The organism is Pseudomonas sp. EZ-C24 (genome assembly GCF_014525325.1).
GTDB lineage: Bacteria > Pseudomonadota > Gammaproteobacteria > Pseudomonadales > Pseudomonadaceae > Aquipseudomonas > Aquipseudomonas shirazensis.
In genome coordinates this window covers 1-17,529 of sequence record NZ_JACDIU010000021.1, presented here as the reverse complement: position 1 = coordinate 17,529, position 17,529 = coordinate 1, and the positions used below count along the sequence as shown (strand labels likewise).

15 protein-coding genes and 1 pseudogene are annotated in these 17,529 nt (G+C 64.1%); 8 read left to right on the top strand and 8 right to left on the bottom strand.

From position 1 onward, the window contains the following. Positions 1-15 precede the first annotated feature (15 nt). The 7 genes from IDM28_RS17465 to IDM28_RS17435 form a co-directional block, all read right to left on the bottom strand. Complete coding sequence (locus IDM28_RS17465) at positions 16-1,674, bottom strand: ATP-dependent DNA ligase (RefSeq protein ID WP_188036557.1); 1,659 nt, start codon at positions 1,672-1,674, stop codon at positions 16-18. Next, complete coding sequence (locus IDM28_RS17460; RefSeq protein WP_188036556.1) at positions 1,671-2,681, bottom strand: ligase-associated DNA damage response exonuclease; 1,011 nt, start codon at positions 2,679-2,681, stop codon at positions 1,671-1,673. The genes IDM28_RS17465 and IDM28_RS17460 overlap by 4 nt, the downstream gene beginning before the upstream one ends. A 115-nt stretch (positions 2,682-2,796) precedes the next feature. Then, positions 2,797-5,235, bottom strand: coding sequence for a penicillin acylase family protein (locus tag IDM28_RS17455; protein ID WP_188036555.1), 2,439 nt, complete (start codon positions 5,233-5,235; stop codon positions 2,797-2,799). Between the two features lie 118 nt (positions 5,236-5,353). Beyond that, positions 5,354-5,557: an SEC-C metal-binding domain-containing protein gene (locus tag IDM28_RS17450; RefSeq protein ID WP_101321819.1), complete on the bottom strand. Its 204-nt coding sequence runs from the start codon at positions 5,555-5,557 to the stop codon at positions 5,354-5,356. Between the two features lie 6 nt (positions 5,558-5,563). Then, positions 5,564-6,037 (bottom strand): LEA type 2 family protein, encoded by a 474-nt coding sequence (locus tag IDM28_RS17445; protein ID WP_101321818.1) that lies wholly within the window; start codon positions 6,035-6,037, stop codon positions 5,564-5,566. 2 nt (positions 6,038-6,039) lie between these two features. Continuing rightward, positions 6,040-6,516, bottom strand: a complete 477-nt coding sequence (locus tag IDM28_RS17440; protein ID WP_188036554.1) for a YchJ family protein — start codon at positions 6,514-6,516, stop codon at positions 6,040-6,042. A 4-nt stretch (positions 6,517-6,520) separates the two neighbouring features. Further along, a complete protein-coding gene (locus tag IDM28_RS17435; protein ID WP_150572240.1) occupies positions 6,521-7,015 on the bottom strand; it encodes a DUF6231 family protein in 495 nt (164 codons plus the stop codon). Between the two features lie 158 nt (positions 7,016-7,173). Here IDM28_RS17435 and IDM28_RS17430 point away from each other — a divergent pair, with 158 nt between their 5' ends. The 3 genes and pseudogenes from IDM28_RS17430 to IDM28_RS17420 all read left to right on the top strand — a co-directional run bounded on the left by IDM28_RS17430 (position 7,174) and on the right by IDM28_RS17420 (position 9,119). Then, positions 7,174-7,866 carry an OmpA family protein gene (locus tag IDM28_RS17430; RefSeq protein ID WP_103438335.1) on the top strand — a complete coding sequence of 231 codons (693 nt, stop codon included), beginning with the start codon at positions 7,174-7,176 and terminating at the stop codon, positions 7,864-7,866. Positions 7,867-8,094: 228 nt separating this feature from the next. Continuing rightward, on the top strand, positions 8,095-8,370 hold the full coding sequence (locus tag IDM28_RS17425; RefSeq protein WP_101321814.1) for a DUF1145 domain-containing protein: 276 nt from the start codon (positions 8,095-8,097) through the stop codon (positions 8,368-8,370). Next, a pseudogene (locus IDM28_RS17420) lies at positions 8,363-9,119 on the top strand (collagen-like protein). The gene IDM28_RS17425 and the pseudogene IDM28_RS17420 overlap by 8 nt, the downstream one beginning before the upstream one ends. A 41-nt stretch (positions 9,120-9,160) precedes the next feature. On the opposite strand, the gene IDM28_RS17415 reads toward IDM28_RS17420, so the two are convergent. Beyond that, positions 9,161-9,625 carry a CopD family protein gene (locus IDM28_RS17415; RefSeq protein WP_101321812.1) on the bottom strand — a complete coding sequence of 155 codons (465 nt, stop codon included), beginning with the start codon at positions 9,623-9,625 and terminating at the stop codon, positions 9,161-9,163. A 97-nt stretch (positions 9,626-9,722) separates the two neighbouring features. Here IDM28_RS17415 and dinG point away from each other — a divergent pair, with 97 nt between their 5' ends. The 5 genes from dinG (at position 9,723) to pdxH (ending at position 17,220) form a co-directional block, all read left to right on the top strand. Next, positions 9,723-11,867 (top strand): ATP-dependent DNA helicase DinG, encoded by a 2,145-nt coding sequence (gene dinG / locus IDM28_RS17410; protein ID WP_101321811.1) that lies wholly within the window; start codon positions 9,723-9,725, stop codon positions 11,865-11,867. 81 nt (positions 11,868-11,948) lie between these two features. Beyond that, positions 11,949-14,186: a beta-agarase gene (locus IDM28_RS17405; RefSeq protein WP_188036553.1), complete on the top strand. Its 2,238-nt coding sequence runs from the start codon at positions 11,949-11,951 to the stop codon at positions 14,184-14,186. 133 nt (positions 14,187-14,319) lie between these two features. Continuing rightward, a complete protein-coding gene (locus IDM28_RS17400; protein WP_101321809.1) occupies positions 14,320-15,465 on the top strand; it encodes a serine hydrolase domain-containing protein in 1,146 nt (381 codons plus the stop codon). 98 nt (positions 15,466-15,563) lie between these two features. Continuing rightward, positions 15,564-16,553, top strand: coding sequence for an OmpA family protein (locus IDM28_RS17395; protein ID WP_150570555.1), 990 nt, complete (start codon positions 15,564-15,566; stop codon positions 16,551-16,553). A gap of 19 nt (positions 16,554-16,572) precedes the next feature. Next, positions 16,573-17,220 carry a pyridoxamine 5'-phosphate oxidase gene (pdxH, locus tag IDM28_RS17390; RefSeq protein WP_188036552.1) on the top strand — a complete coding sequence of 216 codons (648 nt, stop codon included), beginning with the start codon at positions 16,573-16,575 and terminating at the stop codon, positions 17,218-17,220. Positions 17,221-17,529 lie beyond the last annotated feature (309 nt).

The following is a 17,529-nucleotide window of genomic DNA, read 5'->3' as shown; positions in this document are numbered from 1 at the left end:
TCCCGATCACGGTTTTCAGCTCAGCAGGGCCTGCAAGGTGGCCAGGTCGTCGGCTTCCTCGACCGGCTTGTCCAGGCGCCAGCGCAGCATCCGTGGGAAGCGCACGGCGATGCCGCTCTTGTGCCGCTTGGACAGCGCGATGCCTTCAAAGCCCAGTTCGAACACCAGCGTCGGAGTGACGCTGCGCACCGGGCCGAAGGTTTCTACGGTGGTTTTGCGCACGATTGCATCGACCTTGCGCATTTCTGCATCGCTGAGGCCTGAGTAGGCCTTGGCGAATGGCACCAGCGCACGTCCAGGCGTGCCTGCCGGTGCGTCCCACACGGCAAAGGTGTAATCGCTGTACAGGCTCGCGCGCCGGCCATGGCCACGCTGGGCATAGATCAGCACGGCATCGACGCTGAACGGGTCAATCTTCCACTTCCACCACAGGCCCATGTCCTTGGTCCGGCCAACCCCGTAGAGCGCATCGCGCTGCTTGAGCATCAGCCCCTCTACACCGAGGTTGCGCGACTGTTCGCGCTGCTCGGCCAGGTCGGCCCAGCTGTCGCCGGTCAGTAGTGGTGACAGCAGCAGCGGCACTTGCGGGTACTCGGCGACTACCCGCTCCAGCTGGGCGCGCCGTTCGTGCTGCGGGCGGCTGCGCCAGTCATGGTCCTGCCATTCGAGCAGGTCGTAGGCCTGCAGCACCACCGGAGCATCGCCGAGCAGCTTCTTGCCCAAGGTCTTGCGGCCGAGCCGTTGTTGCAGCAGGGCGAAGGGCTGCACGGCGACATCGTCGCTGCTGGAGCCCGGTTTCCACACCAGAATCTCGCCATCCAGCACGGTGCCGTCCGGCAGGCTGCTGGCCAGGCTGTGCAGCTCGGGGAAGCGATCGGTCACCAGCTCTTCGCCTCGTGACCAGATCCACAACTGGCCCTCGCGTTTGACCACCTGCGCGCGGATGCCGTCCCACTTCCACTCCGCCTGCCAGTCGCTGACCGGGCCGAGCAGGGCGTCGAATTGTTCGGTCGGCGCTTGCAGCGCATGGGCCAGAAAGAACGGATACGGCTGGCCGCCGCGCTGGCTGTGCTCGTCGGCCGACTCGGCGGCGATCAGCTTGAGGTAGCTGGCGGGGCTCGGTTTATGGCTGAGGTCGGTATAGCCGACCATGCGCTGGGCCACGCGCTTGGCGTCGAGATCGGCCAACTGCGCCAGTGCGCGGGTGACCAGCAGTTTCGACACGCCCACGCGGAAACTGCCGGTGATCAGTTTCAGGCAGAGCATCAGGCTCTGCCGGTCAAGTTGCGCCCACAGCGCTGGCAGGCGCGCGCGTACCTCTTCCTGGGGCTGGCCGCGCAATGGCAGCAGATGCTGCTCGATCCACTCAGCCAGACCCTGATCACTGGCATGGGCGCTGTCGGGGAGCAGTAACGAAATGGTTTCGGCCAGGTCGCCCACTGACTGATAGCTCTCTTCGAACAGCCAGTCGGGCAGGCCTGACAATTCAATGGCCAGCTCGCGCAACAAGCGGGTTGGCACCAGTTGCCGCGGCCGGCCGCCGGCAAGAAAGTACACCGCCCAGGCAGCGTCCTGGGCTGGCGCCTGGCTGAAGTATTCGCGCAAGGCCAGCAACTTGGCGTTGCTCGAGGTAGTGCCGTCCAGGCGCAGGTACAGCTCGGCAAAAGCCTTCATGGCTGAACCTCGCGGGTGTCGTCTTCTTCGCCGTATTCGGTAACGAAGGCCCGCGCGTCCAGGCCTTGCTCGGATAAATAGCGCACCAGCACATTGACCGAACCATGGGTGACCATGACCCGCTCGGCACCGGTCTGGGCGATGGCCCACAACAGCCCCGGCCAATCAGCGTGATCAGACAGCACAAAACCGCGATCGACCCCGCGCCGCCGGCGGGTACCGCGCAGGCGCATCCAGCCGCTGGCGAAGGCATCGCTGTACTCGCCGAAGCGCTTCATCCAACTGCTGCCGCCAGCCGACGGCGGCGCCATGATCAATGCCTCGCGCAGTAGCGGGTCGTTGCGGGCAAAGTCGCCGGCGTAATGGGTCTCTGGCAGGGCCACGCCAGCTTCGCGATAGACCCGATTCAACGGCTCGACCGCGCCATGCACCAGGATCGGCCCGATGCCGGCGTCGAGGCCATGGAGGATGCGCTGGGCCTTGCCGAAGGCATAACAGAACAACACGCTGGCCTTGCCTTGTTCGCGATTGGCCCGCCACCACTGGTTGATCTCGGCGAAAATCACCGCTTGCGGCGGCCAGCGGTAGATCGGCAGGCCGAATGTCGATTCGGTGATGAAGGTGTGGCAACGCACCGGCTCGAACGGCGCGCAGGTGCCGTCGGGCTCCACTTTGTAGTCACCAGAGGCGACCCATACCTCGCCCTGGTACTCAAGGCGCACCTGCGCCGAGCCGAGCACATGCCCGGCCGGGTGGAAGCTCAAGCTCACGCCGTGGTGTTCCAGGCGTTCACCGTAGGGCAGGGTCTGCAGATTGATGTGCTGGCCGAGCCGGCTGCGCAGGATGCCGGCACCGGGCGCCGCGGTCAGGTAGTGATTGTTGCCCGAGCGTGAGTGATCACCGTGACCGTGGGTGATCACCGCGCGATCAACCGGGCGCCACGGGTCGATGTAGAAATCACCGGGTGGGCAGTACAGGCCTTCGGGGCGAGCAATCACAAGGTCCATGGCAGGCCGCTGGCTAGGGAGTTATAGCTAGGAGCGTTGCTGGCGCGACGAAGTTCGGATTGTCTGGCTGAGGTTGCCCGCACAGCCAGGGCTGTGCGGGCAGTCGGACGTGGGCTTACTTGCCCGGTACCAGGGTCAGGCGCTGGCTACCGTAGGCACGGGCGAAGTTCTGCGGTTGCAGCGGCAGGCTCATGAAGCGGCCTTTGAACCAGGCGTCCAGGCCATCGCTGTGGTGACGACTGGCCGGGTTGCCGGACTGACCACTGCTGGTCAGCAGTTGCAGCGGTTCGGCCTGGCCAAAGTCGACGATCATCCGCGCCGAGGCTGGCAGTTGCGTGTCGAAGTTGCTGCCCCAGGCATATGGCGTCAGGGCCAGGGTGCTGAGGTCGCCGCCAGCCGCCATTGGCGCGCGGCTGATAGCGTCACCCAGGCCGTGATAGGCCGGTGCTGGCCAGCGGTACTGGTGCAGCTTGCCCCACTGCCAGGCCTTGCGGTCGGCGCCGAGCAGCGCCGTGCCAGTGTCGATCGCGGCGGCCAGGCTGCGGGCCAGGATCGCCGATTTGTCTTCCTTTTGCGCGGTGGTGCGGTCATCCCAGAACGGGCTGTCATCGCGGCCCAGCAGGTGATCAGCCTGCGCCGAGTAGGACAACTGCGCGTTGCTGACAAAGGCTTGCCAAGCAGGGCCGGATTCAGGCCCAAGATCGTCGAGGAAGGTCTGTCGGGCCACTTCCTGGAGGAACAGCTGATACAGCGCGGCATCTGCCGACACTGGGCTCAGGCGACCATCGAAAGCTTGCAGCCGAGCCAGCGCGGCATTGGCCTTGTCGCGCTGGGCCGGTGGCAGTGCCGCGATCGCCTGCTTGAGCGGCTGGGCCATGCCGGGTGCGCTGAACATCTGCTTGAGCTTGTCGGCAAACAAGCTGACCTGATCGTTTTGCAGGGCCATCACGCTGCGGCTGTCGTGGCGGCCATTGGCAGCCAGCTGACCGAGACGTTCGGCGCGCTCGGGGTAGTACCAGGTGTTGGACAACTGCATGCCGTAACCCTTGGCCAGGCTGCGCTCGTTGGCATGGCCGAGCCAGCCGGACGGTGGGTCCTGGTCGTACGGGTGGAGCATGGCGTCGGCATAGCCGTCCCAGTCATAGCGCCCATCCCAGCCGGGCGAGGGCAGCAAGCCCTGGCCTTCGCGGCGGTTCGGGTAGCGCCCACTGACCTGCCAACCGATGTGCTGCGGCTCAGCAAAGACGAAGTTGAGCGCCGCTGCGCCGACCTCGCGGGTGCTGTCGAAGGCGCGCTCCACCGAGGTGGCGCGTGTCAGGTCGAACAAGGCGTCGAGGCTGCGATCACCCTTCAGCTGCGGCAGGCTCAGGGCCAGGCCGAGGCCGTTGCCAGCAGGCTGGCCGAGCAGGGTGCCGTGGCGAGTGTCGTAAAGCACTTCGCGCAGTGGCTGCTGGCCGCGGGCGAAGAAGGTCTCGCTGCGGGCACGCGTTGGCAGCCATTTGCCATCGGCAAGGTAAGTCAGCTGGCTGCCTTGGCGGCGCAGTTGCTCAAGGTACAAATCCTGGTTGTCGGCCATGACCGCGCTGCTGCTCCAGGCCAGTTTGCCGTTGTAGCCGGCCAGCACGATTGGCAGGCCAGGCAACGACAGCCCGGCAACCTGATACTTGCCGGTGTGGATCTGTACCGGGCTCAAGGCCCAGGCGGCGCGGCTGTCACTGGCCAGCAGGCTTTTGCCGCTGCGGCTGCGCTGTGGGCCGAGGGCCAGGTTGACCGAGCCCGGGCTGCCAAGCAGGCCCAGGTCGGCGAGCTTCTGGCTGGCACTGGCCAGGGCAGGCAGGGCAGGCAGTTGGCTGGCCAGGTTGATGCCCTTGAGTTTGTCGACTTCGCCTTCGGCCAGCGGCTCGTCAGGCGCACCCGGCAGCAGCCAGGCGAGCTTGTCGCTGCCGACTTTTTGCGCGAGGGTCAGGGCGCTGAGTTCTTCCTGCAGATTGACTGACTGGCTGAAGGCATACAGGCTGAAGATCAGCGCGCTGTCTTCGGCCTTCCAGTATTCAGGGCGATAACCGCTACGGGCGAGCTCACCCGGCAGCTTGTCGCGGTAGCGGTACAGGTAGGCGTTGACCCCACGCGCATACACTTCAAAGAAGCGCTTGAGCCGCGGCGAAGCGTCGGCGTACAGGGCATTGGCACTCTGCTTGAGATTGGCTGCACGCATCAAACGGTCGATATCCAGCGCTTCTGGCCCGGCCAGTTCCGCCAGGCGGCCCTGAGCCAGCAGGCGCATGCCGAGCATCTGCTCGATGCGGTCGCCGGCGTGCACGTAACCCAGCGTGAACAGCGCATCGTGGAAGCTGCTGCTTTCGATCAGCGGTGCGCCCATGGCATTGCGCCGCAGCGAAACGTTCTGCGCGAGGCCTTTGAGCGGTTGCACGCCGGTGGTCGGCGGCACGCTGTCTTGCACGGCGCTCATCTGGCAGCCGCCAAGACCAAGCAGACCTAGCAGCGCCAGGCTGGCGAAGCGCGGACGCAAAGGAGGAAAAGCGGGGGCGGCCATTGAAGAGGCTCCTGCAAGGTGTGACAAAAAAGGGATTTGGCTGGATCGGAAAGCATCAACCGCAAGCAATCACGGCCAAAGGCTGCAGTTGCTTGCGGCAGGGGTCAGCGCGCGAAGATCAGGCGCCGTGGCACTTCTTGAACTTCTTGTCGCTGCCGCACGGGCACGGGTCGTTGCGGCCAACGTCTTTCAAAGCGTTGCGCACCGGCTCCTGGTGGCCGTGGTTGCAGTGTGGACCGTGCACATGGCCGTGGTCATGATCATGCTGATGATCGTGATCGTGGTTGCAGTCAGGGCCATGAACATGCGGTTGCTGAGTCATTGCAGGTTACTCCGGTAAGAAATCGCCGGGCATTATCTCATCACTGCGCGACAAGTGCAGGCCCCGCCAGATGATCAGCCCGGTATTCAGCTCGGCCTGCAGTGAATAGCGCAGCGGTTGCCTGCTCTTGAGCAGCTTGGCCAGCGGTTTGAGCTGCTTCCACAGGTTGGTGCGGGCGGTGATCTTGAAGGTCCGCCCCTCATGGGCGGCGACGCTGCGCCAGATGCTCGCCTCATCGTCGACCAGCAGCAACTGGTTGAGCCGCACCGAGTAATTCAGGTTGCGGATGAACAGGCGGCTGTCATTGGGGTTGTCGACCCGCAGGTGAATGACGAACTCCTGTTGCAGCAGGCGCGCCTTGACTGTTTCGACCCTGACCAGATGTACCTGTGGTTCGCGCCATTGCTCGCCGCTCCAGCCTGCGCAGCCGGTCAGCAGCAGGACGCAGCTGGTCAGGAGCAGGCGGGCGAGGGCGTTCACGGTCAAGTACCGACGTAACTGGAACAGCACTTCTTGAACTTCTGCCCGCTGGCACAGGGGCAGGGGTCGTTGCGCGTGGCCTTGAGGCCGACCGTTGGGTCAATGAAGTACCAACGGCCATCGCGCTGGACGAATGCCGAACGCTCACGGTGGGCGTGTTCGCCTTGAGCGTCGTGCCAGCGCGCGATGAAGGTGACAAACGCATGCTCAGGCTGACCGCCAAGCACCTCGGCGCTTTCCACCTCAAGCCCCAGCCAGGTGCTTTGCGCGCTCCAGGCAGCAATTGCAGCGCGGTCCAGGCCATCTTGCTGAGCCGGCAGGGTGGTTGCGACCAGGTACTCGATCAGGCCCAGCACGTAAGCGCTGTAGCGCGAGCGCATCAATGCCTGGGCGTCTGGCGCCGGGGTGCCGGCATGATAATGCCCGCAGCAGGCGTCGAGCAGGTTGCCACTGCCGCAAGGGCAAACCGAAACACTCATCACATCACCACCAGTACTTGCCAAAGTTTTCAGGGTTGGCCCAGAACCTGGCGTTGAGCCAGTCAGGGACCTGCTTGTAGTCATGTAGATCATAGGTGAACAGGCTCAACACCTGCTGCTCGCGGCCGAATTTCTCGCTGGCCGACATCGCCAGCGAGAAAAACTCGGTGTCCTGCCAGCCGCAGGCGCTCAAGTCGGCCAGCACCGCCAGGCGGCTGGCATTCAGATTGCGGATGCCTGCCAGCAGTTCCAGGCCGGTGCGCTTGGGCAAGTGCTCAAGGCAGTCGACCAGCACCGCCAGGTCGAAACGCTGGGCGGCGAGTGGATCCGGCAGTACGCCTGGCGCTGCCACTTCGATGACCACCTGTGGGTGCGCCTGGGCAAAGGCATCCAGCGCCGGGAAGCGCGTGCCCACCAGCAGCAGGCGCTGCGGTTGCACGCGTTCGAGCAAGGCGGCGAGGGCTTGTTGCGGCGTGCGTTGGGAAAAACCGTCGGTCATTGCCTATCTCCGTTCAGGGTCGCCAAGCCTAGCTGGCTAGAGCTTGCCGGCAAAGGGCTGTGGCACACCAGCATGGCTCATTGCTGGCAGATCGGGAATGCGCGGTCTTTACTGGCACAGATCGGCCTTATGCCGATTCCCCCTAGGAGATGCAACAGATGAGCATAGTTCGCACGGCGATACCCTTGGTGCTGCTGACCAGTGTGTTGACTGGTTGTGCAGGTTTGCAGAAAACCGACTGGCCGACATGTGCTGCCGTCGGGGGTGTGGGCGGCGCCGCCCTTGGCGCTATCGAAAGCTCGAGCTGGGCCGGTTGGGGCGCGCTGCTTGGCGGTGGCCTGGCCGCCGGCTACTGCTGGGCCAATGGCGACGGTGACGAAGACGGCGATGGCGTGCCGGACAGCCGCGACAAGTGCCCGGGCACCCCGCGTGGGGTACAGGTCGATGCCAATGGCTGCCCGCCTGAACCGGTAGCAGTGGTAGAAGAGGTGGTCGTGGTCAAGGAAGAAGTCATCGTCATCCGTGACGTGCACTTCGAGTTCGACTCTGCGCGGCTGACTGCGGCCGACAAGGAACGCCTCAATACCATCGCCACCCGCCTCAAGCAGGAAGCGGCGAGCACCCGACTGAGTGTCACCGGGCACACCGACAGCGTTGGCTCCGACACGTACAACCAGAAGTTGTCCGAGCGCCGCGCGCATTCGGTTACTGACTATCTGGTCGAAAGCGGCGTGCCGCGCAGCAGCGTGGTGTCGGTAGTCGGTGCCGGCGAAACCCAGCCAGTGGCCGACAACGCTACTGCTGAGGGGCGTGCCATGAACCGCCGGACCGAGATCAAGATCGAGCGTTGACCGTCGGTGTGCAACTGGGTGCCGGGCCTGAGGCAATGCTTGGCGGGCGCCCATCAATGAAGTTACTGTGGACGAAGATGTCGGCTTGCCAGTGGACCGCTGTGCGGTCTTCGCGGGTGAACCCGCTCCCACAGGATTGCGCAACTGTACCTGTGGGAGCGGGTTCACCCGCGAAGGGCCGCACAGCGGCCCCAACAGGCTTAACTGACTGGCAAAGGAGGGCGGGGTATGAAATTTATCCTGGGGCTGGGCAAGGCCCTGACGGTTGTGTTCTGGTGGGTGGTGCTGGTCAATCTGCTGATGCCGCAGCCGCTGCCGTTCAATCTCCTGATCAATGCAGCGGGCATCCTTTTGCTTGGCCTGCATATGCTCGAAGTACTGTTTTTCAACGCCAGCCTGCGCAACCGTAGCCACCGCTGGTTCGATCGTCTGCAGATTTTGCTGACAGGAATTTTTCACGTGATGTCGATTCCCAAGCCTCAGGAGGCGCCCCGCCGTGCGTAAATTGATGTTGTTGGTGGCCTTGGCCAGCCCATGGGCCCAGGCAGACAGCCTGGATGTTGCTGCCAACTCGGTGATGCGCCTGGCCAACAAGGCCGGCACTGTTCATCTGCAACACCTGCGGGTGGCGGATTCGGCGACCTTGCTGTTGCCGGCGTCACTCACCTCGCTCAAGGTCGAGCAACTGGAACTTGGCCAAGATGCGCGCATTGCCGTCGCTCCGGCCGACACGGAATTGACCATCGAAGCAGCCTCGGCGCGCTTCGCCAGCGGCAGCGAGATCAGCGCCAATGGCGCGCCGGGTAGCTATGAACGCGCCGCGCGCAGCGGCCGCAGCCTTGACCTGCAGTTGCATGCGCTGGACGCCGAGCAGTTGTCGATCGACGCCCGTGGTGGTGCCGGTGCGCCGGGCTATGTCGGCCTGGATGGCGCCAATGGCAAGGCCGGTGGCTGCACCTGGGGCCAGGCCAGCCGCGGCGCTGATGGCGACAATGGTGGCAACGGCCATGACGGTGCAGCGGGTGGGCGGATTCGTCTGGCGGTGCCGGCTGACTCCCGAGCAGCGCATTGTCGTACGCCTGGATGGGGGCCTGCCGGGCAAACCTGGCGCAGCGGGCAAACCTGGCGCAGGCGGCGCCAGCAAGGGTTGCCTGGTGTATAGCACCGACGCTGGGGCCAAGGGCCGGCCGGGCGTTGAAGGCCAGGCCGGCCTGGCGGGCGCAGAGGGTGAGTTGATTCTGCGACGCCTGTAACCGGGCTTGCCGCCGCGCAGTTTGCCTGCGCGGCGCACCGTTCAGAGCGGCAGACGCAGGCTGGCAACCGCTACCACGGCGAGCCCCAGCAGCAGGTTGATACCCACCAGCCGGCGAATCCGCCCCAGCGCAGCAGCACCTGCCGGCCAATCCTCGGCCTGCACCGCGGCACGCAAGTCAGGCAGCAGCAAGGCCTGCACGCGCAGGAACAAGGCAAACATCACGATCGCCCCGCCCATCATCAGTTGCACGTACTTGGGCGCAGTTTCGAAACCGCTGAAGCGCATGTGCAACATGCCGATACCACTGATCGCCAAAATCGCCACAGCGACCCAGACCCAGACAAAGAAGCGTCGGAAAACTTCCAGCCACAAGCGCAACCGTGCCGGCCCCTCCAGGGCTGCAACCGTTGCCGGGCGCAGGATCAGCCAGGCGAAAAACATCCCGCCGACCCAGACCAGGGCGGCTAGCACATGCAGGGTGTAGGGTAGGGTGAAGCTCAGCATCGGGATCTCCATGCGGCATAAAGGGCGCGAGCGGGGTATGATAGCCGCCCATGCAAAACACTGAAAATATATCCAGCCCTTCGGGCGCCTGCAGACCATGATCAGCAACGAACTCAAAGCCACCATCCAGGGCGCCTATTCGCGTTTTCTCGAAGCCAAGAGCCTCAAGCCACGTTACGGCCAGCGCCTGATGATTGCCGAAGTAGCGAAAGTGCTCGGCGATATTGCCTGCGACGACGAAGGTCGACGCTCGGGTGACCCCGCCGTGGTTGCCGTCGAGGCGGGCACTGGTACCGGCAAGACGGTCGCCTACGCCCTGGCGGCCATCCCCGCCGCCAAGGTCGCCGGCAAGCGCCTGGTGATTGCCACCGCCACCGTGGCGCTGCAGGAGCAGATCGTCTTCAAGGATCTGCCTGACCTGATGCGCAACAGTGGTCTGAACTTCAGCTTTGCCCTGGCCAAGGGCCGTGGTCGCTATCTGTGCCTGTCCAAGCTCGACGTACTGTTGCAGGAAGGCCACGCCCAGTCGGCCACTGCGCAGCTGTTCGAGGAAGAAGGCTTCCATATCGAAGTCGACGAGCGCAGCCAGAAGCTGTTCAACAGCATGATCGAGAAGCTCGCCGGCAACCGCTGGGATGGCGACCGTGACAGCTGGTCGGAAACCATCGAAGACCCGGACTGGGCGCGCCTGACCACCGACCACAGCCAATGTACCGGCCGTCACTGCCCGAACTTCCAGCAGTGCGTGTTCTACAAAGCCCGAGAAGGCATGGGCAAGGTCGATGTGATCGTCACCAACCACGACATGGTCCTGGCTGACCTGGCCCTGGGCGGCGGCGCGGTGCTGCCTGACCCACGCGACACCATTTATGTGTTCGACGAAGGCCATCACCTGCCGGACAAGGCGATTGGTCATTTTGCCCATTATTCGCGGCTGCGCTCGACCGCCGACTGGCTTGAGCAGACGGCCAAGAACCTGACCAAGCTGCTCGCCCAGCACCCGCTGCCGGGCGATCTGGGCAAGTACATCGAACAGGTGCCGGAGCTGGCGCGTGAAATCCGCACCCAGCAGCAGTTCATGTTTACCCTTTGCGAGCAGATTGCAGACTTCAAGCCCGGTGAAGACACCGAAGGCCGCGAGCGGCCACGCTACCGCTTTGAGGGCGGGGTGGTGCCGGAGCATATCCGCGAAGTCGGCATCGAGCTGAAAAAGGGTTTTTCCCAGCTCAACGACCTGTTCACGCGCCTTGCAGACCTGCTCAAGGAAGGCATGGATGGCGAGAAGAACATCGGTATCGCCAGCCACCAGGCCGAAGAGTGGTACCCGCTGTTCGGCAGCCTGGTGACTCGGGCTCAGGGCAACTGGGAGCTGTGGACGGCGTTCACCGCCGAGGACCCGGAAGACAGCCCGCCGATGGCGCGTTGGCTGACCCTGGCCGAGACCGGTGCGCTGTTCGACATCGAGGTAAACGCCAGCCCGATCCTCGCAGCAGAGATGCTCCGGCGCAGCCTGTGGAGCGTTGCCCACGGCGCCTTGGTGACGTCGGCAACGCTGACCGCGCTGGGCAAGTTCGACCGCTTCCGCATGCGCTCCGGCCTGCCAAGGGACGCAGTAACCTGTGTGGTGCCGAGCCCGTTCGTGCACGGCGATGCCGGGTTGCTGCGGGTGCCTGATCTGGGCGCCGATCCGCGCGATGCTGCCGGGCACACCGCCGCGATCATCCGCGAACTGCCGGCGATGCTCGAAGAGGCGCGGGGGGCGCTGGTACTGTTCTCGTCGCGCAAGCAGATGCAGGACGTATTCGATGGCCTTGATCGTGACTGGCGCAAGCTGGTGCTGATTCAGGGCAACCTGTCCAAGCAAGAAACCCTGAACAAGCACAAGGCGCGGGTCGACGACGGCCAGCACAGCGTGCTGTTCGGTCTGGCCAGTTTCTCCGAAGGGGTCGACCTGCCTGGCGCATACTGCGAGCACGTGGTGATCGCCAAGATCCCGTTCTCGGTGCCGGATGACCCGGTCGAAGCCGCTCTGGCCGAGTGGATCGAAGCGCGCGGAGGTAATCCATTCATGGAAATCGCCGTACCCGACGCCTCGCTTAAGCTGATCCAGGCTTGTGGTCGCCTGCTGCGCACCGAGCAGGACCGCGGCGTGATCACCTTGCTCGATCGGCGCCTGGTCACTCAGCGCTACGGCAAGGCTATCCTCAACGCGCTACCGCCGTTCCGGCGGGAAATTTCCTGACGGCTGGAGCGTGCAGCTCCGGCCTGTTGTCCATTACTCAGTCACGGGCTCCCCGCGGCCCTGAAGGAGAGCTCCAGTTCTATGATTCGACGCACCTTGTCCGCAGTCTTCACGCTGCTGTTCTGCTCACCCTTGCTGGCTGGGCAGCAGACGCTGTTCAGCTTCGTGCGGCCGGCCTCGGTGGTCAATGTCATCACCGCCGACGCCGGCATGCCGCAATACAACGCCGAACAGACCGCAGAGGGCGAGGTACTGCGCCGCGTCGTGTTCAATCCGGTCGAACGGCCAAGCCTGGGCCTGAGCCCGCAAGGTGGGGCGTGGGACTGGTCGGCCGGCAAGGCCCTCACCTTGCGCCTGCAAAGTGCGATGGATTGGGCGCTGACGGTCGACGTCACAGTGCAGAGCAGCGATGGCCGCACCCTCACCAGCCGCATCGACCTGCCGGCCGGGCCTGCGCAAACGGTAATGGTGCCGCTTACCGCCAGCTCGCCGCTGAGCCAAGGCATGCGTGCCGGCCCACCGATGCCATGGACCTACGACGGCCAGCGCTTGCTGCTGACCAGCAGCGTCGGTGAGGTGGACCTGAAGCAGATCAGCTCGGTGACTCTGAGCATCCCCAAGCCCAACGTGGCGCAAAGCCTGCTGATCGAGAAGGTCGGCCTACAAGATGACGATCTCGCCTTCAAGGCAGCCTATGCCGGCCTGATCGACGCTTATGGCCAGTCGACGCGGGGCCGCTGGCCGGAGCGAATCGTCAGCGATGACCAGCTCAAAGCTGCCGATAGCCGCGAGCAGGCGCAGCTCAAGGCCTGGCTGGCAGAGCGCGGCAAGCAAGCGCTTGACCCGTACGGTGGGCTGCTGGCCGGGCCTGCATTCGAGGCTCAGGGCTTCTTCCGTACAGAGAAACGCGATGGCCGCTGGTTCCTGGTGACGCCTGACGGCCATCCGTTCTTCTCGTTGGGCGTAAACGCTGTGGCCGCTGATGGCGGGCGTACCTATGTTGCTGGTCGCGAGGACATGTTTACCGCGTTGCCCGGCGTCAACGAGCCCTTCGCCGCGTTCTACGGGGAAGGCAACAATGATGATGGCAATGCGTCTTCGCAGGGGCGCGCATTCAAGCAGGGCCGCTGGTTCGACTTCTACGCAGCCAACCTGCAACGCAGCCATGGCCACAGCTGTGCCCCGGCCGCCGCCGAACCGGCCAGCCAGGCGTGCCCGCCGATGGCGATCGATGCCGGCCGCTGGCAGGCGCATGCTCTGGATCGCTTGCAGGCGTGGGGCTTCAATACCCTCGGCAACTGGAGCGATCCTGAACTGGACCTGGCCAAACGGGTGCCTTACACCCTGCCGTTGTCGATCGTTGGCGACTACGCCAGCATCAGCACGGGCATGGACTGGTGGGGGCGCATGCCCGATCCGTTCGACCCACGCTTTGCCATGGCCACCGAACGTGCTGTGGCGATTGCTGCCCGTGATCACCGCGATGACCCGTGGCTGATCGGTTACTTTGCCGACAACGAGCTGGCCTGGGCCGCACCCGGTGATGATCCGCGGGCCCGCTATGGCCTCGCTTTCGGCACCCTGCGCCTGACCACCGACGTGCCGGCCAAGCGCGCGTTCCTCAAGCAGCTGCGCGACAAGTACCGCAATCAGGAAGGGCTGTCCAAGGCCTGGGGCATCGAGCTGCAGGCGTGGGAGCTAATGGAAGACCCAGGCTTCGAAGCACCGCTGCCCAACCCCGAACACCCGGAAATCGAACGCGATTACCAGTACTTCCAACAGGTGTTCGCCGACACCTATTTCAAGACCATCGCCGATTCGCTCAACTGGCATGCGCCCAACCACCTGTTGCTCGGAGGCCGCTTTGCCCTGAGCAGCCCACAGGCGGTCAAGGCCTGCGCCGAGTTCTGCGATGTGCTCAGTTTCAACTTCTATACCCTCAAGCCTGGCGACGGCTACGACTTTGCTCGCCTGGCCGAGATGGATAAGCCGGTGCTGGTGTCCGAATTCCAGTTCGGTTCGCGCGACCGTGGGCCGTTCTGGCCGGGGCCGGTGGAACTGGCGCGCGAGGAGGACCGTGGCCCGGCCTATGCCAACTTCCTCAAGGCCGCCATGGCCCAGCCGATGATCGTCGGTGCGCATTGGTTCCAGTATCTGGATCAGCCTGCCAGTGGCCGCCTGCTCGATGGCGAAAACGGCCATCTTGGGTTGGTGGCGATCACCGATGTGGCCTATCCGGGCTTTGTCGAGGCGGTGCGGCGGAGTAATCAGCAGGTAATCGACGAGCTGCGCACGGTGGTCAGCAAGCCGGTGCCATGAGGCGCTTGGGGCTGGTTGCAGAGCTGTTTGGCGACGTTTCCTGACAACCATCCGGCCACATTCAGTAGGCAAAATGGTCAACTACTGAAACAATGCACGCCTTTGCAAACTCGAGTCGTACGGAGAGCTGGCGGTGCAGATTCAGGGTCACTATGAGCTGAAGTTCGAGGCGGTGCGTGAAGCATTCGCCGCCTTGTTCGAGGATTCCCAGGAGCGCGGTGCGGCGTTGTGCATCCAGGTCGGTGGCGACACCGTGATCGACCTGTGGGCCGGCAGTGCCGACAAGGATGGGCAGCAGGCTTGGCATAGCGACACCATCGCCAATCTGTTCTCCTGCACCAAGACGTTCACCGCCGTGACTGCCCTGCAACTGGTGGGCGAGGGCAAGCTGGCGCTGGATGCCCCGGTAGCACGCTACTGGCCGGAGTTCGCTCAAGCCGGCAAAGAAGCCGTGACCCTGCGTCAGTTACTGAGCCACCGCGCTGGCCTGCCGGCCATCCGTGAGCTGCTCCCCGCCGAGGCGTTGTACGACTGGGAAGCGATGACTGCCGCGCTGGCCGCAGAAACGCCGTGGTGGACCCCAGGTACCGAGCATGGCTACGCGGCAATCACCTATGGCTGGCTGATCGGCGAGCTTATTCGCCGAGCTGACGGCCGCGGTCCGGGTGAGTCGATCGTCGCCCGCACGGCCAAGCCGTTGGGGCTGGATTTTCACATTGGCCTGGCAGATGAAGAATTCCACCGTGTGGCGCATATCGCCCGCGGCAAGGGCAATTCAGGCGATGCGGCTGCGCAGCGCCTGCTGCAGGTCACCATGCGCGAGCCAGAGGCGCTTTCAACCCGAGCGTTCACCAACCCACCAGCAATCCTGACCAGTACCAACAAGCCCGAATGGCGACGCATGCAGCAGCCTGCGGCCAACGGCCACGGCAACGCGCGCAGCCTCGCCGGTTTTTATGCTGGCCTGCTCGACGGCAGCTTGCTCGAATCGGAGTTGCTGGATGAACTGACCCGCGAGCACAGTCTCGGTGAAGACCGTACCTTGCTGACCCAGACCCGTTTCGGCCTGGGTTGCATGCTGGACCAGCCAACCGTAGCCAACGCCACCTTCGGCCTCGGTGCTGGCGCATTCGGTCACCCGGGCGCCGGTGGTTCGGTCGGTTTCGCCGACCCCGAGCACGATGTTGCCTTTGGCTTCGTCACCAATACCCTCGGCCCTTACGTGCTGATGGACCCAAGAGCGCAGAAGCTGGTGCGGGTGCTCGCCAGTTGCCTTTGATCGGCTAGTGCGGGTAATGCCCGTGCGGTTTGACTATGCTCAATGCCAATGCGTGCTACTGCAGGCAAAATTTCCTTCAATTTCATGGTGTATCGCTGATGTCTTCACAAAAAACCTTAGCACTCGCCCTGTGCCTGGCCATGACCGGTTGTGCCAGCCAATCGCAGGATGCCTCCTCGACTAGCGGACACAGCTGGTGGCCGTTTGGCTCGGACAAGGTTGCCGATCAGGAAGTGAAGCAGGCGGTGACCGAGAAAGTTGCCAAAGCCGACGCCAAGTCCGAAAGCAGCAGCCGCTGGTGGTGGCCGTTCGGCTCTGAAGAGACCCAGGCCAAGGGCCCGGTCGTTCCCAAGATTGATCACAAGGCCACCCAGGCCTGGCTTGACCAGTACGAGCCAAAGCTGCGTGAAGCGGTCAAGGACAGCAAGTTTGAAGTGGAGCGCCGCGAAGACCTCTTGGCCGTGACCATTCCGGTCGACAGCTCGTACAACCCGGACCGCCCGAACATGCTGTTGCCGGCGAGTTTGGGGCCGATCACCCGTCTGGCCAAGGCCATTGAAGTCGACCCGAAAACTGCCGTGCTGATTCTCGGTCACGCCGACAGCAGCGGTGCCGCTGCCGTTAACCAGAAGCTCAGCCTTGAGCGCGCTGCCTCGGTCTCGGCTATCTTCCGCCTGAGTGGTCTGCAACGCGACCGTTTGAGCCTCAAAGGTATGGGCTCGGTGATGCCACGCGCCGCCAACGACAGCCTCGAAGGCCGCGCCTTGAACCGCCGCGTCGAATTGCTGATGACGCCGCAGAACACCATGCTGGCCCTGTTGGCCAAATACCAGCAGCCGAACCTGGCGCCGGCCCCGGCCGCTGTGGTCGCCACTCAAGACAGCAAGGCACCGGTGGCCAAGCCTGCAGCCAGCAAGCCTGCAGCCAAGGCCGCTGCCAAGCCAGCGGCGAAGAAAGCCGTGGCCAAAGCCCCGGTCAAGAAGGCAGCAGCCAAGACTGCTGCCAAGAAGCCGGCCGCCAAGCCGGCCGCGAAAAAAACCACGGCCGACAAGAAAGTCGCTGCCAACAGCCCTGCGAAGACCAACTGATCGTCAAGGAAGTGCTGTCATGACTCAATCTCTGGCCGATATGCGCCGCGACTACACCCGTGATGGCCTGGCCGAAAGCCAGGCGCCGGATGAGCCGTTTGCGCTGTTCCACCAGTGGTTTGCCGATGCTGTAAAAACCGAACAGGCGCCGGTCGAGGCCAATGCCATGACGCTGGCTACGGTCGATGCCGATGGACGTCCGCATTGCCGGGTGTTGCTGTTGAAGGGCCTGGATGCTCAGGGATTCACCTTTTTCAGCAACTATGACAGCGCGAAGGGGCAGCATTTGCAGGCTAACCCGTTTGCGGCGATGACCTTCTTCTGGCCGGCGCTGGAGCGTCAGGTGCGGATTGAGGGGCGGGTTGAGAAGGTTACTGCGCAGGAGTCCGATGATTATTACCAGGTGCGCCCGCTGGGGAGTCGCCTGGGGGCTTGGGCTTCGCCGCAGAGTCGGGTGATTGCTGGGCGTGAAGAGCTGGAGGCTTTGGTCAAGGCTACTGAAGCGCGGTTTTCGCAGACTCAGCCGCATTGTCCTGAGCATTGGGGGGGGTATCGTTTGCTGCCGGAGCGGGTTGAGTTTTGGCAGGGTAGGGCTAGCCGGTTGCATGATCGGCTGAATTATCGTCTGGTGGCGGGGCATTGGGCTCGGGAGCGGTTGGCTCCCTGAGGTTGGTAGGCGGCCTGGGGTGCTTTGGCAGCTCGGGGTTGTTCGCGGTTACTGTGGGCTTATCCGTTTTTTGTGGTGGCTGATTGGGCCCCTTTCGCCCTTACGGCGAGTCACTTTTTTGGCAAACACCCCAAAAAAGTAACCAAAAAAGGGCTTGGCTCCACATCCGGCCCCTGCGCTGCGCTACGGGGTTCCCTCGCTCCGGCCTTGCTCCCGGGCGGACCGCGCTGTACGGGCCATCCTGGCCCGCAGCGCTTGCCGGCCATCCATGGCCGGCACCTCCCTTCGCAAGACCTGCGCTCGGCCTCC

Bases quoted from the DNA above. Each gene is read 5' to 3' on its own strand.
- IDM28_RS17405 (WP_188036553.1), top strand. From the start codon at position 11,949: ATGATTCGACGCACCTTGTCCGCAGTCTTCACGCTGCTGTTCTGCTCA.
- IDM28_RS17395 (WP_150570555.1), top strand. From the start codon at position 15,564: ATGTCTTCACAAAAAACCTTAGCACTCGCCCTGTGCCTGGCCATGACC.
- IDM28_RS17415 (WP_101321812.1), bottom strand. From the start codon at position 9,625: ATGCTGAGCTTCACCCTACCCTACACCCTGCATGTGCTAGCCGCCCTG.
- IDM28_RS17435 (WP_150572240.1), bottom strand. From the start codon at position 7,015: ATGACCGACGGTTTTTCCCAACGCACGCCGCAACAAGCCCTCGCCGCC.
- IDM28_RS17425 (WP_101321814.1), top strand. From the start codon at position 8,095: ATGAAATTTATCCTGGGGCTGGGCAAGGCCCTGACGGTTGTGTTCTGG.
- IDM28_RS17465 (WP_188036557.1), bottom strand. From the start codon at position 1,674: ATGAAGGCTTTTGCCGAGCTGTACCTGCGCCTGGACGGCACTACCTCG.
- IDM28_RS17455 (WP_188036555.1), bottom strand. From the start codon at position 5,235: ATGGCCGCCCCCGCTTTTCCTCCTTTGCGTCCGCGCTTCGCCAGCCTG.
- IDM28_RS17450 (WP_101321819.1), bottom strand. From the start codon at position 5,557: ATGACTCAGCAACCGCATGTTCATGGCCCTGACTGCAACCACGATCAC.
- IDM28_RS17430 (WP_103438335.1), top strand. From the start codon at position 7,174: ATGAGCATAGTTCGCACGGCGATACCCTTGGTGCTGCTGACCAGTGTG.
- IDM28_RS17440 (WP_188036554.1), bottom strand. From the start codon at position 6,516: ATGAGTGTTTCGGTTTGCCCTTGCGGCAGTGGCAACCTGCTCGACGCC.
- pdxH (WP_188036552.1), top strand. From the start codon at position 16,573: ATGACTCAATCTCTGGCCGATATGCGCCGCGACTACACCCGTGATGGC.
- IDM28_RS17460 (WP_188036556.1), bottom strand. From the start codon at position 2,681: ATGGACCTTGTGATTGCTCGCCCCGAAGGCCTGTACTGCCCACCCGGT.
- dinG (WP_101321811.1), top strand. From the start codon at position 9,723: ATGATCAGCAACGAACTCAAAGCCACCATCCAGGGCGCCTATTCGCGT.